This is a genomic window from Pseudomonas sp. 32_A (assembly GCF_017490905.1).
GTDB classification, from domain to species: domain Bacteria; phylum Pseudomonadota; class Gammaproteobacteria; order Pseudomonadales; family Pseudomonadaceae; genus Aquipseudomonas; species Aquipseudomonas inefficax.
The window spans coordinates 109,499-131,763 of record NZ_JAFGYI010000013.1 but is presented as its reverse complement, the minus strand read 5'-3'; the positions used below and the strand labels follow the sequence as shown (position 1 = coordinate 131,763).

Annotated in this window: 19 protein-coding genes and 1 pseudogene; 9 read left to right on the top strand and 11 right to left on the bottom strand. The window is 63.7% G+C overall.

Translation table 11 applies throughout. The features are described 5' to 3' along the window. Positions 1 to 93 (top strand): annotated as a pseudogene (locus J5M58_RS10785) (exodeoxyribonuclease III); the annotation flags it as partial. A gap of 354 nt (positions 94 to 447) precedes the next feature. Here J5M58_RS10785 and xthA read toward each other — a convergent pair. After that, complete coding sequence (xthA, locus tag J5M58_RS10780) at positions 448 to 1,260, bottom strand: exodeoxyribonuclease III (protein WP_112253478.1); 813 nt, start codon at positions 1,258 to 1,260, stop codon at positions 448 to 450. A gap of 132 nt (positions 1,261 to 1,392) precedes the next feature. Between xthA and J5M58_RS10775 the strand changes: the two genes are divergently transcribed. The 3 genes from J5M58_RS10775 to J5M58_RS10765 are packed head-to-tail and all read left to right on the top strand — an operon-like array spanning position 1,393 to position 7,509. Beyond that, positions 1,393 to 2,043, top strand: coding sequence for an N-acetyltransferase (locus J5M58_RS10775; protein ID WP_207878118.1), 651 nt, complete (start codon positions 1,393 to 1,395; stop codon positions 2,041 to 2,043). A 52-nt stretch (positions 2,044 to 2,095) separates the two neighbouring features. Beyond that, a complete protein-coding gene (locus tag J5M58_RS10770; protein ID WP_207878117.1) occupies positions 2,096 to 3,838 on the top strand; it encodes an autotransporter assembly complex family protein in 1,743 nt (580 codons plus the stop codon). After that, a complete protein-coding gene (locus J5M58_RS10765; protein WP_207878116.1) occupies positions 3,835 to 7,509 on the top strand; it encodes a translocation/assembly module TamB domain-containing protein in 3,675 nt (1,224 codons plus the stop codon). The genes J5M58_RS10770 and J5M58_RS10765 overlap by 4 nt, the downstream gene beginning before the upstream one ends. A gap of 16 nt (positions 7,510 to 7,525) precedes the next feature. On the opposite strand, the gene J5M58_RS10760 is transcribed toward J5M58_RS10765, so the two are convergent. From J5M58_RS10760 to J5M58_RS10745, 4 genes are all read right to left on the bottom strand, one after another. After that, a complete protein-coding gene (locus tag J5M58_RS10760; protein ID WP_112253481.1) occupies positions 7,526 to 8,080 on the bottom strand; it encodes a DUF2589 domain-containing protein in 555 nt (184 codons plus the stop codon). Between the two features lie 69 nt (positions 8,081 to 8,149). Then, positions 8,150 to 8,809, bottom strand: a complete 660-nt coding sequence (locus J5M58_RS10755) for a DUF2589 domain-containing protein (RefSeq protein WP_207878115.1) — start codon at positions 8,807 to 8,809, stop codon at positions 8,150 to 8,152. Positions 8,810 to 8,871: 62 nt separating this feature from the next. Further along, positions 8,872 to 9,252: a Mor transcription activator family protein gene (locus tag J5M58_RS10750; RefSeq protein WP_112253483.1), complete on the bottom strand. Its 381-nt coding sequence runs from the start codon at positions 9,250 to 9,252 to the stop codon at positions 8,872 to 8,874. A gap of 251 nt (positions 9,253 to 9,503) precedes the next feature. Further along, positions 9,504 to 9,962, bottom strand: a complete 459-nt coding sequence (locus tag J5M58_RS10745) for a hypothetical protein (RefSeq protein WP_207878114.1) — start codon at positions 9,960 to 9,962, stop codon at positions 9,504 to 9,506. A gap of 151 nt (positions 9,963 to 10,113) precedes the next feature. Here J5M58_RS10745 and J5M58_RS10740 point away from each other — a divergent pair, with 151 nt between their 5' ends. Further along, a complete protein-coding gene (locus J5M58_RS10740) occupies positions 10,114 to 10,302 on the top strand; it encodes a hypothetical protein (protein ID WP_003248064.1) in 189 nt (62 codons plus the stop codon). Positions 10,303 to 10,338: 36 nt separating this feature from the next. Here the strand turns inward: J5M58_RS10740 and J5M58_RS10735 are convergent, their stop codons facing one another. Further along, positions 10,339 to 10,713: a fe2+ zn2+ uptake regulation protein gene (locus tag J5M58_RS10735; RefSeq protein ID WP_112253485.1), complete on the bottom strand. Its 375-nt coding sequence runs from the start codon at positions 10,711 to 10,713 to the stop codon at positions 10,339 to 10,341. 231 nt (positions 10,714 to 10,944) lie between these two features. On the opposite strand from J5M58_RS10735, the gene J5M58_RS10730 reads away from it, so the two are divergent. After that, positions 10,945 to 13,239, top strand: a complete 2,295-nt coding sequence (locus tag J5M58_RS10730; RefSeq protein ID WP_207878120.1) for an acylase — start codon at positions 10,945 to 10,947, stop codon at positions 13,237 to 13,239. Between the two features lie 120 nt (positions 13,240 to 13,359). Here the strand turns inward: J5M58_RS10730 and J5M58_RS10725 are convergent, their stop codons facing one another. Beyond that, a complete protein-coding gene (locus J5M58_RS10725; RefSeq protein ID WP_112253487.1) occupies positions 13,360 to 14,082 on the bottom strand; it encodes a UDP-2,3-diacylglucosamine diphosphatase in 723 nt (240 codons plus the stop codon). Next, positions 14,079 to 14,579, bottom strand: a complete 501-nt coding sequence (locus J5M58_RS10720) for a peptidylprolyl isomerase (RefSeq protein ID WP_112253488.1) — start codon at positions 14,577 to 14,579, stop codon at positions 14,079 to 14,081. The genes J5M58_RS10725 and J5M58_RS10720 overlap by 4 nt, the downstream gene beginning before the upstream one ends. 248 nt (positions 14,580 to 14,827) lie before the next feature. On the opposite strand from J5M58_RS10720, the gene J5M58_RS10715 reads away from it, so the two are divergent. Both J5M58_RS10715 and cysS read left to right on the top strand, forming a co-directional pair. Continuing rightward, positions 14,828 to 16,531, top strand: a complete 1,704-nt coding sequence (locus J5M58_RS10715) for a glutamine--tRNA ligase/YqeY domain fusion protein (protein WP_112253489.1) — start codon at positions 14,828 to 14,830, stop codon at positions 16,529 to 16,531. Between the two features lie 9 nt (positions 16,532 to 16,540). Further along, positions 16,541 to 17,923, top strand: coding sequence for a cysteine--tRNA ligase (cysS, locus tag J5M58_RS10710; RefSeq protein ID WP_207878113.1), 1,383 nt, complete (start codon positions 16,541 to 16,543; stop codon positions 17,921 to 17,923). 134 nt (positions 17,924 to 18,057) lie between these two features. Here the strand turns inward: cysS and J5M58_RS10705 are convergent, their stop codons facing one another. From J5M58_RS10705 to csiR, 3 genes are all read right to left on the bottom strand, one after another. Next, positions 18,058 to 19,449 carry a HAMP domain-containing sensor histidine kinase gene (locus J5M58_RS10705; RefSeq protein WP_207878112.1) on the bottom strand — a complete coding sequence of 464 codons (1,392 nt, stop codon included), beginning with the start codon at positions 19,447 to 19,449 and terminating at the stop codon, positions 18,058 to 18,060. Next, positions 19,427 to 20,107 carry a response regulator transcription factor gene (locus tag J5M58_RS10700; RefSeq protein ID WP_112253493.1) on the bottom strand — a complete coding sequence of 227 codons (681 nt, stop codon included), beginning with the start codon at positions 20,105 to 20,107 and terminating at the stop codon, positions 19,427 to 19,429. The genes J5M58_RS10705 and J5M58_RS10700 overlap by 23 nt, the downstream gene beginning before the upstream one ends. Before the next feature lie 200 nt (positions 20,108 to 20,307). Then, complete coding sequence (csiR, locus tag J5M58_RS10695) at positions 20,308 to 21,003, bottom strand: DNA-binding transcriptional regulator CsiR (RefSeq protein WP_015270630.1); 696 nt, start codon at positions 21,001 to 21,003, stop codon at positions 20,308 to 20,310. 195 nt (positions 21,004 to 21,198) lie between these two features. Between csiR and glaH the strand changes: the two genes are divergently transcribed. Then, the gene (gene glaH, locus J5M58_RS10690) at positions 21,199 to 22,176 is read left to right on the top strand and encodes a glutarate dioxygenase GlaH (RefSeq protein WP_112253494.1); all 978 of its coding nucleotides are present in this window, start codon (positions 21,199 to 21,201) and stop codon (positions 22,174 to 22,176) included. Positions 22,177 to 22,265 lie beyond the last annotated feature (89 nt).

Genomic DNA, 22,265 nt, shown 5'->3' with positions numbered 1-22,265 from the left:
GTACCGCGGATAAAGGATGCGGGTGTGGACTATGAACTGCGCGGGATGGAAAAGCCGTCGGACCATGCGCCGATCTGGCTGGAATTAAGCTGAGTTTAGCGGTGAAGCCACAAGGCGCATGCCTTGGGCTTTGTATTGCCTGTGAGATCGGGCGCCGCCCGCGCGGCGCTTCGCGGGGCAAGCCCGCTCCCACATCTGTTTCGGGCCAGTCACTCCTGTGAGGTCACCTCTGTCCGCCTTGTTTGTTCCATTCGATATCAAGGGTGGGCAACTGCTCCTCATCCATCTCCAGCCATGCACCAAGGCTGCAACCCACCTGGTACAGGAATAATTGGCCCGAAACAGATGTGGGAGCGGGCTTGCCCCGCGAAGCGCCGCGCGGGCGGCGCCCGATCTCACAGGCAATACAAGATCCAAGGCATGCGCCTTGTGGCTTCACCGCTAAACTCAGCTTAATTCCAGCCAGATCGGCGCATGGTCCGACGGCTTTTCCATCCCGCGCAGTTCATAGTCCACACCCGCATCCTTTATCCGCGGTACCAGGTGCTGCGAGGCCATGATCAGGTCGATGCGCAGGCCGCGCTTGGGCTCGTCCTCGAAGCCGCGGCTACGGTAGTCGAACCAGCTGAAGCGGTCGGTCACTTCCGGGTACAGGTGGCGGAAACTGTCCACCAGGCCCCAGCCTTTCAAGCGCTCCATCCACTCGCGCTCTTCCGGCAGGAAGCTGCACTTGCCGGTCTTGAGCCAGCGCTTGGCGTTGTCCGGGCCGATGCCGATGTCGCAGTCCTGCGGCGAGATATTCATGTCGCCCATCACCAGCAGTGGCTGGTCGTTGCGGAACTGGCCTTCCAGCAGCGCCTGCAGGTCGCTGTAGAAACGCTGCTTGGCCGGGAACTTGGTGGGGTGGTCGCGGCTTTCACCCTGGGGGAAGTAACCGTTCATGATGGTGATCGGGTTGCCATCGGCATCGGCGAAGGTGCCCCAGATGAAGCGGCGCTGGGCGTCTTCCTCATCGCTGGCAAAGCCCTTGTGCAGGCTCAGTGGTGCCTGGCGCGACAGCAGGGCCACGCCATAGTGGCCTTTCTGCCCGTGGTAATGCACGTGGTAGCCCAGCGCCTGCACGTCGGCCAGCGGGAACTGATCGTCGCTGACCTTGGTTTCCTGCAGGCCGATCACGTCCGGCTGGTGCTTTTCGATCAGCGCCGCCAGCTGGTGCGGGCGGGCCCGCAAGCCGTTGATGTTGAAACAGACGATCTTCATGGAAAGATGATCCCGGTAAAAGGCGCGATGCTAGCCGACATCGCTTGCCATCACCAGCATGGCGGCTTCGGGAGCCTGCTGCTAACGTCCTTGCCAGGGCACTGTAAGCCCATTCCAGGAGGACTGCCCGCAATGCCCGAAACCACTGCCACTCCGGCCCGTGTCTGCCTGCTCGATGACGGCTACAGCCGCGAGGCGCGTTCGCTGCTGTACAACGCCTACCGTCACGAACCTACCTTTGCCTATATCTTCGAGGCCCAGCGCCCAGGCTACGAGCGGCGCCTGCGGGTGATGGTGCGCGAGTGGGTACGCCAGCATTTCTACCTGCAACTGCCCGCCATCGGCCTGCTGGTGGAGGATCGCCTGATCGCCCTGGCCCTGATCGTGCCGCCGATGCGCCGGCTGGGCGTGGCCGACAGCTGGGCCTGGCGCCTGCGCATGATGATGGGCACCGGCTTGCGCTGTACGCGCCGTTACATGGACTACCAGGCCGCCCTGGCCACCTGCCTGCCCACCGACGAGGTGCATGTGCTGCCGCTGTTGGGCGTGCACCCGCAATTCCAGGGCAAGCACTACGGCGAGCAATTGTTACAAGCTGTGCATGACTGGTGCGCAGACGACCCTGGTACCCAGGGTGTGGTGCTGGACACCGGCAACGAGCACTACCTGGCCTTTTACCAGCGCCAGGGCTATGAGGAAATTGGTGAGGTGGCTGTAGGACCAATCCGTGAAAGGGTGTTCTTCCATCCCAACCCGGTCTCTTCCAATTCTGCTTTTGCCTGAGCAGACTGCGCGGCGGCTCCCTTGAGCGCCCGGCTCTGGTAGCATGCGCCGCATGACGTATTCAGGAAGATTGACCTGGGGCCTGGTTATCTGGGTCGCCAGTTTCGCAGCATGGGGCCAGAGCGAGTTGTTGGTGAAGGTCAAACCGGCCAACAAGGCGCTCAAGGCCAATGTCGAAGGCTATATCGGTACCCTTGGCGACCGCGATGAAGAAGCGCTGCTGCGCTTCAGTCGCGGCGCCCAGGAGCAGGCGCGCAAAGCCGCGCAGGCACTTGGCTACTACCAGGCGCAGATCGACACGGAGGTCAAGCCCGCCAGCGAGGCTGACCGCTCCCCGCAACTGATCATCACCATCGACCCCGGCGAGCCGATTCGCCTGCGCAACGTGACCGTACGCATCGAAGGCCCCGCCAGCGAAATGAAGGCCTTTCGCGTTCCCGACAGCAAGGCCTTGCGCGCGGGCGAACAACTCAACCACGGCCATTACGAAGATGCCAAGCGGCTGATCCAGAACCAGGCATCGCGCTATGGCTTCTTCAGTGGGCGCTTCAGCCGCCAGCGCCTGGCGGTCGACCCCCAGGCGGGTGTGGCCGATATCGAACTGGTCTACCAGAGCGGCCCGCGCTATCACCTGGGTGCCGTCACCTTTGGTGGCGACACACCGCTGGACGACGACCTGCTGCAGCGCATGGTCTCGTTCAAGCCGGGTACACCTTACGACTCGGAACTGATCGCCGAGCTGAACAACGACCTGCAATCGAGCGGCTATTTCGAAGGCGTGCGCGTGGATGCGGCGCCCACCGCCGCCGTGGGCGAAGAAATTCCCGTGGATGTCCGCCTGGAAACCCGCAAGCCGCGCACCATGGGCCTGGGCCTGGGCTTCTCGACCGACGTCGGGCCACGTGGCAAGGCCAACTGGACCCGCCACTGGGTCAACCCGCAGGGCCATAGCTACGGCTGGGAGACCGAACTGTCGGCGCCCCGGCAGAACGTCGGGCTTTGGTACGACATCCCCCTCGACCCACCGCTGACCGACAAGTTGCGCTTTGCTGGCGGCTACCAGAACGAAGAAATTGCCGGCACCGACACCCTCAGCAAACTGCTGACGGTGGGCCCCGAGTGGCACAGCAAGCTGCCAAGCGGCTGGCAGCGGGTGATCTCCCTCAAGTACCAGCGCGAGGAGTACCGCCTGGGTGATGACTCCGGGCTGAGCAACCTGCTGATGCCCGGCGTGAGTTACTCCTTCCTGCGCAGTGACAACCGCATCGATCCGCATAACGGCTACCGCCTGCAGTTCGATGTACAGGTGGCCAACGAAGGGTTGGTCTCGGACACCAACCTGCTGCATGGCAACGTGCTGCTCAAGGGCCTGACCACGCTTGGCCGTGACCATCGCTTGCTAGGCCGGGTGCAGTTCGGTGGCAGCGCGACCAATGGCTTCAAGAACAACATTCCGCCGTCACTGCGCTTCTTCGCCGGTGGCGACCAGAGCGTGCGTGGCTATGACTACCAGACCCTGTCACCGAAGAACAGCGACGGCGACCGCATCGGCGGCCGCTACCTGGTCGCCGGCAGTGTCGAGTACCAGTATTCGCTGACCGAAAAGTGGCGGCTGGCAACCTTCGTCGACCAGGGCAACTCGTTCAACGACCTGGAGCTGCCAAGCCTCAAGACCGGTGTCGGTTTTGGCGTGCGCTGGGTGTCGCCGGTCGGGCCGCTGCGCCTGGACCTGGCCAAGGCGCTGGATGATGAAGGGGGAATTCGCCTGCACTTTTCCATGGGGCCTGAGCTGTGAAACGCGTGATCAAGTACATACTGGCGGGCCTGCTCGGGGTAGCCGCAAGCCTGGGCCTGGTACTCGGCCTGCTGCTGGGGACCGAAGCTGGCAGCCGCTGGGTGCTGGGCAAGGTGCCCGGGCTTGAGGTGGCTGACTTCCAGGGCCGCCTGGCAGGTAGCTGGCAAGCCAGCCGCCTGAGTTGGGCCGATGACGGCAGCACGGTAGAGGTGCAGGCACCGCTGCTGGCCTGGTCGCCGGCATGCCTGCTGCGCTCTACCTTGTGCATTGACCAGTTGCAGGCGCAGCGCATCGACATGGCCTTTGCGCCCAGCGGCGAATCGGCCGACAGTGGCCCGCTGCAGTTGCCGGCCCTGCGCTTGCCGCTGGCCATCGAGCTGGGTGAGGTCAAGGTTGGCCAGTTGCGCCAGGATGGCAGTGACCTGCTTGGCGATTTGCAACTGGCGGCGCACTGGACCAGCACCGGGCTGCGCATCGACAGCCTGCACCTGCAGCGCGATGACCTGCAATTGAACCTGCAGGGCGACCTGCAGCCCGAAGCTGACTGGCCGGTGCAGCTCCAGGCGCAGCTGCAACTGCCAGCGGTGGACGGCAAACCGTGGCAGCTGGCGCTGACCGCCACCGGCGAGCTGCAGAAAACCCTGAAACTCGCCGGCACCAGCAGCGGTTACCTCGACGCCACGCTGAGCGGGCAATTGCAGGCGTTGGCCGAGCACCTGCCAGCGACCTTGCAGATCCGCTCCGAGGCATTCAAGCCGGCGGCCTCGTTGCCCGACACCGTGCAGTTCAACCAGCTCAAGCTCGATGCCAGCGGCGACCTGCGCAAGGGCTATCAACTTTCGGGGGCGGCCAGCCTGCCGGCCGAGCAGTCGCCGATCGCCTTGCTGTTGTCCGGGCTGGTCGACGGCAAAGGCGCCAGGCTCGATGCCCTGGACCTGAACGCCAGCGATACCCAGCAGGTCAAGTTGCAAGCCACCGCTGACTGGCAGCAAGGCCTGGTCGCCGATGCCCAGCTGGACTGGCAGGACTTCCCGTGGCTGCGCCTGTATCCACTGGAGACACCGCCCGAGGTCACCCTCAAGCGGTTCATGGCCCAGGTGCACTATCGCGATGGCAACTACCAGGGCACCTTCAATGGCGACCTGGATGGCCCGGCCGGCGCGTTCAGCCTGGCCAGCCCCTTCGAAGGTGACCTGAGCCAGGTGAAACTGCCGCAGTTGGCGCTGACCGCCGGGCAAGGCAAGGCTGCCGGCAGTGTCGCCGTGCGCTTTGCCGATACCTTGGCATGGGATGTCGACCTGCAGTTGTCGGCACTCGACCCGGCCTATTGGCTGGCCGAGTTGCCGGGTACCCTGGCGGGGCCGCTGCGCAGCAAAGGCGAGATAAAAGGCGACGCGCTGAGCCTCGATGCCCGGCTTGACTTGAAAGGCCGCCTGCGCGGCCAACCGGCAATGCTCAAGGTCGAGGCCCAGGGGGCAGGGCAGAGCTGGACCCTGGGCGCGCTGGCAGTCCAGCTGGGGGATAACCGCATCAATGGAAGCGGCAGCCTGCAGCAGCGCCTGGCCGGGCGGCTCGACCTCGACCTGCCGCGTCTCGGCCAGTTGTGGCCAAGGTTGCAGGGCCAGGTCAAGGGCCGGCTGGACGTCGCCGGCACCTTGCAGGCCCCACAAGGTACGCTGACCCTGCAGGGCCAACGGCTGGCCCAGGTGGAAAACCGCTTGCAGCAGCTGAACCTGGATGCCCGCCTGGACAACGCCCAGCGCGGCGTGATCGAACTCAAGGCCAGCGGCATTCACCTGGGTGAAACGGCCCTGGGGACTTTGCAGGCCAACGGCAAAGGTGACATTCGCCAGCAAGCCTTGACCCTGGCGCTGGACGGCCCGCAGCTCAAGCTCGACCTCGGCCTGGATGGCCAGTTGAACAAGGGGGACTGGCGTGGGCGCCTGGCCAGTGGGCGGATCCAGGCCGGCGGCCAGGACTGGCGCTTGCAGGCACCGGCGCGCCTGCAGCGGCTGGCCAGCGGCCAACTGGACTTTGCTGCGCACTGCTGGCGCTCCGGCCAGGCCAGCTTGTGTGGCGAGGACCAGCGCCTGGCCCCCGAGCCACGCTTGCGTTACCACCTCAAGCAGTTCCCGCTGGACAGCCTGGCCCAGTGGCTGCCGAAGGACTTCGCCTGGCAGGGCCTGCTCAATGCCGACATCAACCTGGACATCCCGGCCAGCGGCCCCAAGGGCAACATCGTCGTCGATGCCAGTGGCGGTACCCTGCGCGTGCGTGACAAGGACCGCTGGGTCGACTTCCCGTACCAGGCCTTGCGCCTGGACAGTACGCTGGCGCCACGGCGCGTCGATACTCGCCTGTCGTTCCGCGGCGAGCGCCTGGGCGAGCTGAACGTCAACACCCGCCTCGATCCACTGGGCAGGAACAAGCCGCTTTCGGGTGATTTTCGCCTGGCCGGCCTTGACCTGTCGGTGGTGCGCCCGTTCGTGCCCATGGTCGAGCGCCTGGCCGGGCAGCTCAATGGCAGCGGCCGGCTGTCGGGCACCCTGCTGGCGCCGCAGGTCAACGGCAACCTGATGCTCAGCGGCGGCGAAGTCAGTGGCGCCGAGCTGCCGGTGAGCCTCGAGGACCTGTCATTGCAGGCAGTGATTGCCGGCGAGCAGGTGCAGCTCAATGGCGGCTGGCACAGTGGCGAAGCGGGGCGCGGCCAGTTGAACGGCAACCTCACCTGGGGCCAGGCACTGGGCATGGACCTGCGCCTGCAGGGCCAGCAACTGCCCATCACGGTCGAGCCCTATGCGACACTGGAGGTCGCCCCGGACCTGACCTTGCGCCTGGTCGACGACAAGCTGGCGGTTACCGGCAAGGTACAGGTGCCCAAGGGCACGATCACCGTGCGTGAGCTGCCACCGTCTACCGTCAAGGTTTCGGATGACACGGTGATCGTCGGTCACCAGACCGAAGAGGGCAAGCCACCCATGGCGATGGCCATGGACATCGATGTGGAAGTGGGCCGCGACAAGCTTTCGTTCAGCGGCTTTGGTCTCAAGGCCAATCTGCTCGGCCATGTGCACATCGGCGACAACCTCGACACCCGTGGCGAGCTGAGCCTGGCCGACGGCCGCTATCGTGCCTACGGCCAGCGCCTGACCATCCGCCGGGCGCGGCTGCTGTTCGCAGGCCCGATCGATCAGCCGTATCTGGACATTGAAGCGATTCGCAAGGTCGACGATGTGATTGCCGGTATCCGCCTGAGCGGCAGTGCCGAGCAGCCCACCAGCAAAGTGTTCTCGGAGCCGGCCATGAGCCAGGAACAGGCGCTTTCGTACCTGGTACTGGGGCGGCCTCTGGGCGCTTCCGGCGAAGACAACAACATGCTCGCCGAGGCGGCCTTGGGCCTGGGCCTGGCGGGAAGCGCGGGCATCACCGGCAGCCTGGCCTCGAGCCTGGGCATCGACGACTTCCAACTGGACACCGAAGGTTCGGGCAATACCACCAGCGTGGTCGCCAGTGGCAACCTCACCGAGAAGCTGAGCCTGCGCTACGGGGTGGGGGTGTTCGAGCCCGCCAATACCATTGCATTGCGCTACAAGCTGAGCAAAAAGGTGTATCTCGAGGCTGCCAGCGGGCTGGCCAGCTCACTGGACATCTTCTACAAGCGCGACTTCTGAGCCTGCGCGGCGGCCGTCAACGCACGGTGGCCGCCTCGATGTATTCATTGGTATCGGGCGAGGGCGGCGGGCTGGGGGCGCGTACCGGGATGATCAGGCTGGTGTATTCCTCGATCAGCCGATTGAGGGCTTCCGGTGGCTCGCTGGCCTGGAACTGCATGCGGATCTGCACTTCATCGGGGTCACGGTTGTCGCCCTGACGGCCCTGGCCGCCGATGGTGACCTTGAAGCTCGCCGCCTTGTTTTCGCCTGCGGTCAGCAGTGCCTGCTGTGCTTCGGTACCTTTGACCCTTACCGAAAGGTCGACCTGCATGCGCTCGAGGGCCAGGCCCTTGGGCGACACCAGCGCGAACAGCGGCACGCGCATGATGTGCTGGCCGTCCATGGCCACTTCGACCATCTTGGCTTTCATGGGGCCGCCCAGCACCTCGGTGTCGCACTCGAAGAACTGGTCGAACAGGTTGATGTACTGTTGCGCGATCAGGCTGTTGGTAGCGCTGGCAGCTTCCTGCAGGCCACGGGTGATTTCGCGCAGGTCGATGGAAGTCATTGGGGCGGGGGATTTATCCAATGGTTCGACTCCTCAGGCCAGGTGGTGCCCCCCTGGTCAGGGGGGCTGTTCGGGGCGGGGAGGTGCGTCTCAAGAGGTTTCGGTGCCAAGGGCCGGGGCCCTGGCGGCCGCAGGGTGCCTCAAAGTATCGGCCTGGGAAATCACGTCCTCGCTTTCCAGTGTGGCGGTCTTGACCACGGTCGGCTTTGTCGCGGCGTCGGTCAGGAAGTCGATTACCCGCATCATCGCTTCAGGCGGGTCCTGGCGCTTCAAGGTGGTATTGAAGGCGTAGCGTGCGCGGGTATCAGTCTTGCGGGTTTGCGTGGACTTGTGGCTGACGCTGCCTTTCACGTTGAGCCTGAACGGCCCCCAGCCCAGCGATCCGCTTGCCTCAGCGCTCATGTCCTTGCTGGAAACGTCTTCCGACATCTGGTTGATGACCAGCTCGAACTCGACATTACCTTCTTCGATGGAAATGTTTGGGTGGGTGATTGCCGCGACAAGCGGCACTTTCATGGTCTTGCTGACCACGCCCTTGTACTCGCCTTGTTCGTCGACGATGGTTTCGTCGTAGTCGAACTGGATGGCCACGGCCTTGCCGTCCTGGACGCACACCTGCATCAGGAAGTCGGCGTAGGATTTGCTGGCGGTGACCTGGGCCTGGACCATGGCCTGCAGGGGGCCCGCGATCATGCGGTCCATCGGTAGGGCATTGATTACGGAGCCGATGAGGCTGTTATCTATCGACATGCTGGGGTCTCTTTCTGGTTGGGTTATACGTGGGCGTCAGTGTTGGTCACGATGCCGGCGCTTCAGCGAGCGCAATGTTCCTGGCGGCGAATGTTGCCGATCTGGCGCAGGCTCAGGCCGTACTTGTCGGCGAGCAGGCTGCGGGACAAGCCGTTTGCGCTTTCCTTCTGGATCTGCAGGTTGCGCAACTGGCGCATGAAATGGTCAGCCTTGGGGATTTCCAGGGCGACACCGGCAAAGCGCTTGATCAGCGCGTCGAGCGCTTCGGGCGGCAGCACGTCGGCAAGCTTGGTGCGCTCGCGGTGTTTGGGGATGTATTTGGGCCTGCCGCCATAGGCGCAGGTCAGCTGGTAGGCGTTGTCGATGCCGATGCAGTCGATCAGGGCTTGCAGCGAATGGGGCAGTTGGCTGATATCGATGCGGCTCAAGTCTGGCAGTTGCATATGGCGCTCCTTCGGGACGGATGGGCTGTGCTACACGATCACCAGCGGCGTTATGTCGAAGGTGTGACTGGATTTTCTGTGACGGCCGAGTCATGTCGCTAGGCGCCATATGGGTTGGGGCTTGTAGCTTCCGCGAACAGGTTTTGCAGGCAGCGATATCCGGTGTTGTAGGACATGGCTTCAATAATTGGCTGTAGCGGGCGATTTCCCATCAGGGAACTCCCTCTGTTGCGCATTGGGTGTGGTAACCCTCAATCACACGGATAGCTACTCAGCAGGCTGGCGCTGGGCAGGTACGCCTGGGGGGTATTGCGCATGTCTTGTGGCAGCGTGCGCCAATCGACCAGCAGGCACAGTGCATGCAGCGGCTGCCCGTCACGGTGGCCGATGACCTGGTCGGCAAAGTTGCGGCGGTACAGTGCCTGGGTCTGCTGCTGCGCTTGTACCTGGTCGGCCCGGGCCAGGGTTTGCCGGGCCAGTTCGGGCAGTTGCGCCGGGGGGACAGTGAAATGCACCGACGTACCGTTCGCCTGCAGGTAACCGGCCTGGCGCACGCGCTGCCACAGTTGTTGCCATTGGCTGGCCCCGGCACTGGCAGCCAGTTCGCGGCCCAGTTCGAGCAGTTGCTCGGTCGGGGTCTGGCGGGTGTCCAGCGCTTGGAGGGAAAAGGGGGTCAGCAACAGCGACGCGAACAGAAGGGGTTTGTACATGGTGCCTCCGGCATGGGTGCTTGGAAGCCCCATGCTTTCAGGCCGGCGCCGCCCCACCCAGCAGGAAATGCAGCGCCGGGGCCTATGGCCGTTGTATCATTGCCGCGGCTCGTTGCGAGCCATTTGCCCCTGATGTTGCAAGGAACCTTCGATGACACACGTGCAGCGCCTCAAATATTCCCTTCTGATCATCCTGGTGGTACTGGGCCTGATGCTGGGCCTGTCTCACCTGCAGAAGCAGGGCACGATCAGTGAGCAGACCTTCCAGATGCTGGCCATCGCCATCGCCGTGGTGGTCGTGGTGATCAACGGCATCCTGCGGCGCAAGGTCAAGCCCTGATCCTGGCGGGCCGGCCAGGCATGGCCGGCCATGCGCTCAGCGCACAGGCGTTCGCTCCAGCACCGCGCGTGCCTGCGGGTCGAGGCTGTAGCATTTGTCGCTGCCCAGCTGGATGACGCCCTCGCTGCACAGCCGCTTCAGCACTTCGCGCACGCTCAGGAACGACAGCGGAATATCCAGCTGTTCCAGCTGTGCGTGCACGCCGCGCACGCCAATGCTGCGGCCATTGCGGTCGGCGGCGTGCAAGGCATCGATGACCTTGAGGCGGATCAAGCTGGTACGCAGGCCGAAACTGCGCAACAGCTCGCGAATCTGTTCGTTGCCGATGCGTTCGTCAGCCAAAACGTCCTGTTCCGTGGGCGCTTTGCCTGGGACGCGCCCAGCCTGGATCTCGGGTTGCGGGTTGTACATGTGAATGCTCCTTTTCGTGGACGAACCCGAAATTTGGGTGCCTCACTTACTAGGACGAATGAGAACGGAAAAACTGCAGCCCAGTCGCAAAAAAAAGCCTGGCTCTGTTCAAGACGTTATATTTCAAGACGTTCCATTGCCTTGTAATACGTAAAATTTTCATCTGGCCATTCGTCTGATCGGGATGACCCCCGAAGCCGAGGAGTGCCCGTGTTTCAACTTTCCCGTCCCATGAATTGCGTTGGCCTGGCCACCGCGCTGGTAGCCTTCAACGTCGGCGCAGCGCCGGTGCAGTCCGCCGCAGCCGATGCCAGTGCGCAGATTCGCCGAACCAGTTACGGGGTGCCGCACATCGTGGCCAAGGACGAGCGCGGCCTGGGCTATGGCATCGGGTACGCCTACGCCCAGGACAACCTGTGCTTGCTGGCCAATGAAGTGCTGACGGTGAGTGGCGAGCGCTCACGCTACTTCGGTGCCAAGGGCAAGACCCTGGAACAGCGTGAAAACCTGGCCAGCGATGTGTTCTTCGCCTGGCTCAACACGCCGGCGGCAGTCGATGCGTTCTTGCAGGCGCAGCCGGCCCCGGTACAGGCGCTGCTGGCAGGTTATGCCAGTGGCTACAACCGGGCGCTGGCCGAGCGCCGCAGCCAGGGTCTACCCGCCGAATGTGGCAACGGCGAGTGGCTGCGGCCGATCAGCAGCGAGGACCTGGTCAGGCTGACCCGTCGGTTACTTGCCGAAGGCGGTGTCGGGCAGTTCGTCGAAGCACTGGCAGGGGCGCAACCGCCAACGCTGGCCAGCCAGCAGGCGCCGGCAGGGTTTGCTGCGGCGCTGGCCATGCAGCAACGCTTTGCCACGGAGCGCGGTAGCAACGGGGTGGCCGTCGGCGCCCGGCGTTCGGCCAATGGCCGCGGCTTGTTGCTGGCCAACCCGCACTTCCCGTGGATGGGCGGCATGCGCTTCTATCAGATGCAGCTGACCATTCCCGGCCAGCTCGATGTGATGGGGGCGGCATTGCCGGGCCTGCCGGTGGTCAACATCGGTTTCAACCAGCATCTGGCCTGGACGCACACCGTCGATACGTCGAAGCACTTTACCCTGTACCGCCTGCAACTCGACCCCAAGGACCCGACCCGCTACCTGCTCGATGGCAAGTCGCTGCCGCTGAACCGGCAAACCGTCAGTGTTGCGGTCAAGGCCGAGGATGGCAGCCTGAGCCAGGTCCAGCGCCAGGTCTACAGCTCGCAGTTCGGCCCGGTGGTGCAATGGCCGGGGCGCCTGGACTGGGACGCGCATGCCGCCTACAGCCTGCGCGACGCCAACCTCGAGAACACCCGGGTGTTGCAGCAGTGGTACCAGATCAACCGCGCCGACAGCCTTGCGAAGTTGAAGGGGTCGATCGAACAGCTGCAGGGCATACCCTGGGTCAACACGCTGGCGGTGGACCAGCCAGGCAAGGCCTTGTACCTGAACCAGTCAGTGGTGCCTTATGTGGATCAGCAACTGCTGAGTGAGTGCAGCAACCCGCAGGCACAAGGGCGCCTGGTGGTACTGGATGGCTCACGCAGCGCCTGCCAGTGGAAGGTCGATGCGCAGGCCGCACAGCCGGGGATCTTCCCTGCGCGGCTACTGCCGAGCCTGGAGCGCGAAGACTTCGTGCAGAATTCCAACGACACGGCCTGGATGGCCAACCCGGCGCAGCCGTTGACCGGGTATTCGCCGCTGGTCAGCCGCGATGACCAGCCGCTGGGCATGCGTGGCCGCTTTGCCCTGCAACGCCTGCAGGGTACGGCCCGCCTGGGTGCTGACGACCTGCAGCGCATGGTGACAGATGACGAGGTCTACCTGGCCAGCCTGTTACTGCCTGACCTGCTGCAGTGGTGCAAGGGCGCCGACGCGGATGTGCGGGCTGTGTGCAGCAGCCTGGCGGCCTGGAATGGCAAGGCTGACGTGGATAGTGGCATTGGCCTGGTGCATTTCCAGAACCTGTTCGATGCCATGGCCGAGCACCCGGAAAGCTGGCGGGTGGCCTTTGACCCGGCCGATCCGCAGCATACCCCGCGTGGGTTGGCGGTCGAGCAAGCAGCTGTGCGCAAACTGCTGCACCAGGCCGCGCTGGCTTCGCTCAAGCAGGTGAGTGACAGCGGTATAACGGGGGAGGCGCGTTGGGGGCAGGTGCAACAGGCAAGTGATGGCACGCCGGTGCCGGGTGGCCCGCAGGCGTTGGGCGTGTACAACGCGATCTACAGCGTCCCGCATGGGCAGGGCAAGCGACTGGTGGTCAGTGGTACCAGCTACCTGCAACTGGTCAGCTTTACCGACAAGGGGCCAGAGGCCCGTGGGCTATTGGCGTTTTCCCAGTCGAGTGAAGCGGCTTCGGTGCATGCCAGTGACCAGACCAGGGCGTTTGCGGCCGGGCAACTGGCGGTGATTCCGTTTACCGAGGCGCAGATCAAGGCTGATCCCGAGTACCGGGAAGTGGTGATCAGCGAGGGAGACACGGGGGCGGTGGTCAGCCGGCCTTGAGGCGTTAGCCTGTGCCGGCCTCTTCGCGGGTAAACCCGCTCCCACAGGTATCGCGGCGCATTCAGCCCTGTGCATTACCTGTGGGAGCGGGTTTACCCGCGAAGAAGGCGACTCGGTTGGTCAGGAAAACTCGAACGGCGCCAGCTGAAACCCTTGCTCGTCGACCTGCAAGGCCCAGCCGCGGCGGTCCCAGTCGCCCAGCACGATACGCCGTGCCGGTTGCCCGTCCACCACCAGCTTGTGTATCGCCGGCCGATGGGTATGCCCATGCACCAAGGTATGTACACCATGCGCCGCCATCACCTTCGGTACTTCCTCCGGCGTGACATCGACGATCTCGGTGGACTTCATCCGCGTTTGCGTGCGGCTTTCGCTGCGTAGCTTGCGCGCCAGCTTGTAGCGGGCCGACAGCGGCAGGTGGCGTAGAATCCACAAACTCAGCGGGTTGCGCAGCAAGCGGCGCATTTTCATATAGGCCAGGTCGCGGGTGCACAGGGTATCGCCATGCATCAGCAGTACCTGCTCACCCCCCAGCTTGATCACGCTGGGATCGTGCAGCAAGGTGCAGCCTGCAGCGTCGCAGAAGGCCTGGCCAATCAGGAAATCACGGTTGCCATGCATCAGGTAGATGGCCGTGCCGCTGTCGCTCAGCCGACGCATGGCCTGGCAGACCGAGTGCTGGAAGGGCGTCATGGCATCGTCGCCGATCCAGGCTTCGAAGAAGTCGCCAAGGATGTACAACGCCTTGGCGTGGCGGGCACGGCCATCGAGCAGATCAAGAAACGCCCGGGTAATGTCCGGGCGTTCTTCTTGCAGGTGCAGATCGGAGATCAGCAGGATCACTCAATGATCTCGGCTTTCTCGATGATTACGTCTTCTTTCGGCACATCCTGGTGACCAGCCTTGGAACCGGTGGCGACCTTTTCGATGGCGTCGACGATTTCACGGCCTTCGATCACTTCGCCGAATACCGCGTAACCCCAGCCCTGCACGTTCTTGCCGCTGTGGTTGAGGAAGTCGTTGTCGGAGGCGTTGATGAAGAACTGCGCCGAGGCGGAGTGCGGCTCCATGGTGCGGGCCATGGCGATGCTGTACTTCTTGTTCTTCAGGCCGTTGTCAGCTTCGTTCTGGATGCTGGCGCGGGTTTTCTTCTGGTTCATGCCCGCTTCGAAGCCGCCGCCCTGGATCATGAAACCTTTGATCACACGGTGGAACACGGTGCCATCGTAGTGGCCTTCCTTGACGTACTGAACGAAGTTTTCGGTAGTCAGTGGCGCTTTCTCGGCGTCCAGTTGCAGGACGATATCGCCGTGGTTGGTGCTCAGTTTGACTTTGGACATGCTGAAACTCGCTCTTTCAAGGCAATCAGAAATTGGGGTGCGCAGGGCGCGGGTTATCACCTGACGCAGGATCAGGCGATCACGACACATGGCGCGCACCGGCCATTTTGCCAGGCTGCGGCAAAAAGCCGTGATAAATCACGCCAGTTTGTCCGGGCCCGACTGTCAGCAGCTTGACGGCTTCGGCTATGATAGGCCCTTTGATTCAATCGGCCTACCCAGGCCGGACACGTGCATTCAAGGATCCTATGAGCAAGCCCACTGCCGACAACGCGCCCAACGCCGCTGCCAAAGGCGCCCCCGCTGTCCCTGCGAACTTCCTGCGGCCGATCATCCAGGCCGACCTGGACTCGGGCAAGCACAGCAGCATCGTCACCCGTTTCCCGCCGGAGCCCAATGGCTACCTGCACATCGGTCACGCCAAGTCGATCTGCGTCAACTTCGGCCTGGCCAAGGAATTCGGGGGCGTCTGCCACCTGCGTTTCGACGATACCAACCCGGCCAAGGAAGACCAGGAGTACATCGACGCCATTCAGAGCGATGTCAAGTGGCTGGGCTTCGACTGGGCCGGTGACGTGCGCTACGCCTCGAACTACTTCGACCAGCTGCACGACTGGGCGGTCGAGCTGATCAAGCGTGGCAAGGCCTACGTCTGCGACCTTACCCCTGAGCAGGCCAAGGAATACCGCGGCAACCTCAAGGAACCGGGCAAGAACAGCCCGTTCCGCGAGCGCAGCGTTGACGAGAACCTCGACCTGTTCGCCCGCATGAAGGCCGGCGAGTTCAAGGATGGCGAGCGCGTGCTGCGGGCCAAGATCGACATGGCCTCGCCGAACATGAACCTGCGCGATCCGATCCTGTACCGTATCCGCCATGCCCACCACCACCAGACCGGTGACAAGTGGTGCATCTACCCGAACTACGACTTCACCCACGGCCAGTCGGACGCGATCGAAGGCATTACCCACTCGATCTGCACCCTGGAGTTCGAAGGGCATCGTCCGCTGTACGACTGGTTCCTCGACAACCTGCCGGTGCCGGCACACCCGCGCCAGTACGAGTTCAGCCGCCTGAACCTGAACTACACCATCACGTCCAAGCGCAAGCTCAAGCAGCTGGTCGACGAAAAGCACGTCGAAGGCTGGGACGACCCACGCATGTCGACCCTGTCCGGCTTCCGTCGCCGTGGCTACACCCCGGCCTCGATCCGCAACTTCTGCGAAATGATCGGTACCAACCGTTCCGACGGCGTGGTCGACATGTCGATGCTCGAGTTCAGCATCCGTGACGACCTGGACCGCACCGCGCCGCGCGCCATGTGCGTGCTGCGCCCGCTGAAAGTGGTCATCACCAACTATCCGCAAGGCCAGGTCGAGCAGCTGGAACTGCCGCGCCACCCGAAGGAAGACATGGGCGTGCGCGTGCTGCCGTTCTCCCGTGAGCTGTACATCGACCGCGACGACTTCATGGAAGAGCCACCGAAGGGCTACAAGCGCCTGGAACCGGGCGGTGAGGTGCGCCTGCGTGGCAGCTACGTGATCCGCGCCGACGAGGCGATCAAGGATGCCGACGGCAACATCGTCGAGCTGCGCTGCTCGTACGACCCGGACACCCTGGGCAAGAACCCCGAAGGCCGCAAGGTCAAGGGCGTGATCCACTGGGTGCCGGCCGAGGGCAGCGTCGAGTGCGAAGTGCGCCTTTACGACCGCCTGTTCCGCTCGGCGAACCCGGAAAAGACCGAAGAGGGCGGCAGCTTCCTGGACAACATCAACCCAGGCTCGCTGCAAGTGCTCAGCGGCTGCCGTGCCGAGCCGTCGTTGGCCCAGGCGCAGCCCGAGGACCGCTTCCAGTTCGAACGCGAAGGCTACTTCTGCGCCGACCTGAAGGACAGCCAGCCGGGTCGCCCGGTGTTCAACCGCACTGTCACCCTGCGTGACTCCTGGGGCAGCTGAGGAACCGCCGTGCTTACCATCTACAACACGCTGAGCAAATCGAAGGAAACCTTCAAGCCGCTGGATGGCAACAAGGTGCGCATGTACGTGTGCGGCATGACCGTGTACGACTACTGCCACCTCGGCCACGGCCGCAGCATGGTGGCCTTCGACCTGGTCACCCGTTGGCTGCGCAAGAGCGGCTACGAGCTGACCTACGTGCGCAACATCACCGACATCGACGACAAGATCATCAACCGGGCCAATGAGAACGGCGAAAGCTTCGATGCCCTGACCGCCCGCATGATCGACGCGATGCACGAAGACGAGCGCCGCCTGAACATCCTTCCGCCGGACCAGGAGCCGCGTGCCACCGACCATATCGCCGGCATGCACGCGATGATCCAGACCCTGATCGACAAGGGTTATGCCTACGCACCGGGCAATGGCGACGTGTACTACCGCGTTGGCAAGTTCGTCGGTTACGGCAAGCTGTCGCGCAAGAAGATCGAAGACCTGCGCATCGGTGCCCGTATCGAGGTCGACGAAGCCAAGCAGGACCCGCTGGACTTCGTGCTGTGGAAGGGCGTCAAGCCGGGCGAGCCGAGCTGGGAATCGCCATGGGGCCCGGGGCGTCCGGGCTGGCACATCGAGTGCTCGGTGATGTCCACCTGCTGCCTGGGTGAAAGCTTCGACATCCACGGCGGCGGTAGCGACCTGGAGTTCCCGCACCACGAGAACGAGATCGCCCAGAGCGAGGCTGCCACCGGCAAGCAGTACGCCAACGCCTGGATGCACTGCGGCATGATCCGTATCAATGGCGAGAAGATGTCCAAGTCGTTGAACAACTTCTTCACCATTCGCGACGTGCTCGAGAAGTACCACCCGGAAGTGGTGCGCTACCTGCTGGTGGCCAGCCACTACCGCAGCGCGATCAACTACTCGGAAGACAGCCTGCGCGATGCCAAGGGCGCACTGGAGCGCTTCTACCACGCCTTGCGTGGCTTGCCACGGGTGGCGGCCAAGGGTGGCGAAGAGTTTGTCGAGCGCTTCAGCGTGGCCATGAACGACGACTTCGGCACCCCCGAGGCCTGCGCCGTGCTGTTCGACCTGGTGCGCGAGATCAACCGCCTGCGCGACAGCGACGTGGAGGCCGCTGCCGGCCTGGCCGGTCGCCTGCGCGAGCTGGGTGATGTGCTGGGTGTTCTGCAGCTGGAAGCCGATGACTTCCTGCGTGCCGGTGCCGAAGGCAAGGTGGATGCCGCTGAGGTCGAGGGCTTGATCCAGGCGCGCCTGCAGGCGCGTGCGGACAAGAACTGGGCCGAGTCCGACCGCATTCGCGACCAGTTGACCGCCATGGGTGTGGTGCTGGAAGACAGCAAGGGCGGCACTACCTGGCGTCTGGCTGACTGATCGATGCCATTGGGGCTGCTTTGCAGCCCTTCGCCGGCAAGCCAGCTCCCACAGGAACAGCGCAATACTGAAGAACTGCGCAGTCCCTGTGGGAGCTGGCTTGCCGGCGATGGGCCGCATAGCGGCCCCAGCTTCTATTTGGCTAGCCCGGTGAGCGGGCAGTGCAGTACCAGCCTCGCTCCACCCAGCTCGCTTTGCCCCACCTCCAGCCCGAACCCATGCAGGTCGACGATCGCCGCAACGATCGACAACCCCAGCCCGAACCCCGCATGGCGGTGGCCTTCCTCACTGCGATAGAAGCGCTTCAACACCGCAGCGCGCTCCTCTTCCGGAATACCTGGCCCGCTGTCCTCGATGGCCAGCTGCACGCCTTGCTCGTCCTGCGTCGCGCTAATCCGCACCTGCCCACCCTCGGGGGTGAACTTGATACCGTTGCCCACCAGGTTGGCCAATGCCTCGAACAGCAGTTCGCGGTCACCGTGCAATGCCGGCAGTTCAGCGGGCTGCTGCAGTTCCAGGCGAATGCCACCATCCTCGGCCAACGGCAAGTAGAAATCATGCAGCTCCACCAGCAGTTCGTGCGGGTCGAGCTGGACGAAACCGGCCCGTCGCTGGCGGTCTTCCAGCTCGCTGATGCGCAACAAACCGCGAAAACGCGCCATCAGGGTGTCGGTTTCGCCGATGGCCTGGTCCAGTGCCTCGGCCTGGGTGGAGTCGACGTCACTTTGCTGGCGAATGCGGTACAGCTGGGCGCGCAGGCGCGTGAGCGGGGTGCGCAGGTCGTGGGCGATGTTGTCGCACACGCCCTTGACCTCGTGCATCAGCCGCTCGATGCGGTCGAGCATGGCATTGACGATGGCCGCCAGCATGTCCAGCTCGTCACGCCGGGCCGACAGCGGCAGGCGGTGGGTAAGGTCGCCGGCGACGATCAATTCGGCCTGGGCCTGGATCGCGCGAATGCGCTTGAGCGGGCGACGCCTCAGCAGGTACCAGCCGGCAAAGCCCGGGATCAGGGTTAGCGAGATCCCCCAGAGCAGGGCATGCAGGATGATCCGGGTGACCACGAACAGCGAGCCGTTATCGCGCACCAGCACCAGCCAACGGCCATCCTGCACCTTGATCGCCACCGCGTCGCAGCTGTCGCGCGGCATGTGCGGGTCGTCGGCGTCCAGGCAGCGCTTGAGTTCGTGAACCTTGCCGTCCAGCCCCAGCTCTGGCGGGATGGCACGAATGCGCCCGCCGATCGGGTTGAGCTGGCTGTCGAACAGGCCGTAGGCGTCGAAGCTGCGTTCTTCGAAGGCCTGGCTGGCGACCAGCGCGTCGTCCAGCTGTTTGCCGCTCATGTGCGCGAACAGGTGCTGGCGCTGCAGCATGGAATGGCGGGTGAGCTTGTTCAGGTAGCTGGACACCTCGAAGTACAGCACCCCCATGAGGATGCTGCTCCAGGCCACGAACAGAAAGCTGTACAGCGCCAGCAGGCGGCTGGTCGAGGAGCTCCAGCCCTTAGACGGGTTCAGCAATGGCATAGCCGGAGCCCCGTACCGTACGGATCAGCGGCGACTGGCCGGGGGAGTCGATTTTCTTGCGCAGGCGGCCGATGTGCACATCGATCAGGTTGGTACCCGGGTCGAAGTGATAGCCCCAGACTTCCTCGAAAATCATCATCCGCGTAATCACCTGGCCGCTATGGCGCATCAGGTACTCCAGCAGCTTGTACTCGGTGGGCAGCAGGTTGAGGGTCTGTTCGCCACGGCGGGCCTCGTGGCTGATCAGGTCCAGTTGCAGGTCGGCGACCTGCAGGCGGGTCTGGGTCATGGGTACACTGTTACGGCGCAGCAGCACTTCGACTCGCGCGGCCATCTCGTCGGAGGCGAACGGTTTGGTCAGGTAGTCGTCACCCCCGGCACGCAGGCCGCGCACCCGCTCGTCGACGTCGGAGAGGGCGCTGATCATCAGGATCGGCGTGGCGATCTTGAGGCTGCGCAGGGTGGTGACGATGGTCAGGCCATCGACCTCGGGCAGCATGCGGTCCAGGGTGATCAGGTCGTAGCCGCCGGCAATGGCCTTGGCCAGGCCTTCACGGCCGTTGTCGGCCCAATCCACGTCGAGGCCGTGGCTGGTAAGTTCGGCGACGATTTCCTGGCCGGTGACGGCGTCGTCTTCGATGGTCAGTACGCGAGGCATGCTGGTTCCCGGGCATCTAATGGAGACTTGATTGTGCCAAAGAATAGCCAAACGGCGATTTAAGAAAAATTCATCTGGCGCGTTTTGCCTGCACTGGCCTCATCGCGGGTAAACCCGCTCCCACAGGTGCAGCGTCGCCCCCGAGGGCGGTGACATCCCTGTGGGAGCGGGTTTACCCGCGAAGCAGGCACCGCGCTGTTTCAGCGGGCGCCGATTCCCTCGGCATGCATTATCTGCGCAATGATCGGCACCGGAGTCATCAGGTGCGAACGCATCATGGCACTGGCGCGCTTGGCGTCCCGGGCCAGAATCACTTCCACCAGTGCGGCATGCTCCTGGCGCTTGAGCTCCAGGGCCTGTTCCGAAAACACCGTCTGGGTCAGCCAAAGATGCCGGTAGCGCTCGGCCTGGTCGAACAGGTAGGTGCGCGCCTGCAGCAGGTGCTTGGAGCCGCAGCCCGAGGCAATGGCCGTATGGAACGCCTTGTGCCGCTCGTCCCATACATCCAGGCGCTGCTCGCGGGTCTTCACTTCCACCACCTTGGCCAGGGTATGCGAGTGGGCCAGTACCGACGCTTCCCAGGCGTCGTCGCCACGCTCGATGGCCAGGGTGATGATCATCGCCTCCAGGTTGGCGCGGGCATCGTAGATGTCGTTCATCTCGTCCAGCGACATGGGCGCCACGCGGTAACCCTTCTGGCTGATAGCGTTGACCAGGTGCTCGGCCACCAGCTGCGACAATGCTTCGCGCAGCGGGCCCACGCCCAGGTCGTAGCGTTCCTTCAAGGTGCTCATCAGCAGCTTTTCACCGGGCTTGAACACGCCGCGGATGATGTCCTTCTTGAGCCTCTCATACCCGCTGAATGCTGAGTTTTGTCGGGGGGCGAGCGCTTCCAAGGTCCTGTTCCTCAAACGGTTTTGTCGATCATACCGAAAGCGTTCGCTGGCGAAAAACAATGGACAAACACGTCTTTTGTCGTTGTTAAATAAAAATGTAGACATTTTGTAGTTATGGCGATAATTTTACCTCGCCCGCACTGATCCAGGTCATGACCGGACGGCGCCACTCACTTTCTCTGCCAGGACACAGCCATGAACGCTTTTACGCAGATCGACGAACTTGTGATGCCACTGCCGCTCGAACCGCGTGGTTACACCATCGCCCCCTCGAAACAGTCGCCGCGCCTGCTTGAACTCACCTTCGCCCGTGAAACGGTCGAAGCGTTCGTCCAGGCGGTTGCCCAGTGGCCGGTGCAGGCGCTGGAGTACAAGTCGTTCCTGCGCTTCCGGGTTGGCGAGATCCTCGACGAGCTGTGCCAAGGCACCCTGCGGCCGGTGCTGCTCAATACCATCCTCAACCGCGCCAGCGGCGGCATGCTGATCACCCCGGTCGGCCTGGATGACGTGAGCCAGGCCGAGGACATGGTCAAGTTCACCACCGCCTGCGCACACCTGATCGGGCGCTCCAACTACGACGCCATGAGCGGCCAGTTCTATGCCCGCTTCGTGGTGGTCAACACCGACAACTCCGACAGCTACCTGCGCCAGCCGCACCGGGTCATGGAGCTGCACAACGATGGCACCTTCGTCGACCAGATCACCGACTACGTGCTGATGCTGAAGATCGACGAAAAGAACATGGAAGGCGGCAATTCGCTGCTGCTGCACCTGGACGACTGGGAGCAGTGCGACGAATTTTTCCGCCACCCGCTGGCCCGTCGCGAAATGCGCTGGACCGCACCGCCGAGCAAGAAGGTCTCCGAGGATGTGTTCCACTCGGTATTCGACACCGATGCCGAAGGCCGCCCGACCATGCGCTACATCGACCAGTTCGTGCAGCCGGAAAACTACGAGGAGGGCATCTGGCTGAACGCCTTGTCCGAATCGCTGGAAGGCAGCGAGAATAAGCTTTCGGTACCGGTTGGCGTGGGTAGCTTCCTGCTGATCAACAACCTGTTCTGGCTGCATGGCCGCGACCGCTTCACGCCGCACGAAGGCCTGCGCCGCGAGCTGATGCGCCAGCGCGGTTACGTGGCCTTCCCCAAGCCGCTGTACCAGCGCGGGCAATAATGACAGGGCGCGGGGCGGGCGCCCGCCCAGCGTCTTTGTACAAAACGATGCCACCAGGGCCCGCGCGGGCCGTGGTGAGCCAGTCAGGC

Coding starts and splice junctions, on each gene's coding strand:
- xthA (WP_112253478.1), bottom strand. CDS start 1,260: ATGAAGATCGTCTGTTTCAACATCAACGGCTTGCGGGCCCGCCCGCAC.
- J5M58_RS10775 (WP_207878118.1), top strand. CDS start 1,393: ATGCCCGAAACCACTGCCACTCCGGCCCGTGTCTGCCTGCTCGATGAC.
- J5M58_RS10770 (WP_207878117.1), top strand. CDS start 2,096: ATGACGTATTCAGGAAGATTGACCTGGGGCCTGGTTATCTGGGTCGCC.
- J5M58_RS10755 (WP_207878115.1), bottom strand. CDS start 8,809: ATGTCGATAGATAACAGCCTCATCGGCTCCGTAATCAATGCCCTACCG.
- J5M58_RS10750 (WP_112253483.1), bottom strand. CDS start 9,252: ATGCAACTGCCAGACTTGAGCCGCATCGATATCAGCCAACTGCCCCAT.
- J5M58_RS10745 (WP_207878114.1), bottom strand. CDS start 9,962: ATGTACAAACCCCTTCTGTTCGCGTCGCTGTTGCTGACCCCCTTTTCC.
- J5M58_RS10740 (WP_003248064.1), top strand. CDS start 10,114: ATGACACACGTGCAGCGCCTCAAATATTCCCTTCTGATCATCCTGGTG.
- J5M58_RS10735 (WP_112253485.1), bottom strand. CDS start 10,713: ATGTACAACCCGCAACCCGAGATCCAGGCTGGGCGCGTCCCAGGCAAA.
- J5M58_RS10730 (WP_207878120.1), top strand. CDS start 10,945: ATGAATTGCGTTGGCCTGGCCACCGCGCTGGTAGCCTTCAACGTCGGC.
- J5M58_RS10720 (WP_112253488.1), bottom strand. CDS start 14,579: ATGTCCAAAGTCAAACTGAGCACCAACCACGGCGATATCGTCCTGCAA.
- J5M58_RS10715 (WP_112253489.1), top strand. CDS start 14,828: ATGAGCAAGCCCACTGCCGACAACGCGCCCAACGCCGCTGCCAAAGGC.
- J5M58_RS10705 (WP_207878112.1), bottom strand. CDS start 19,449: ATGCCATTGCTGAACCCGTCTAAGGGCTGGAGCTCCTCGACCAGCCGC.
- J5M58_RS10700 (WP_112253493.1), bottom strand. CDS start 20,107: ATGCCTCGCGTACTGACCATCGAAGACGACGCCGTCACCGGCCAGGAA.
- glaH (WP_112253494.1), top strand. CDS start 21,199: ATGAACGCTTTTACGCAGATCGACGAACTTGTGATGCCACTGCCGCTC.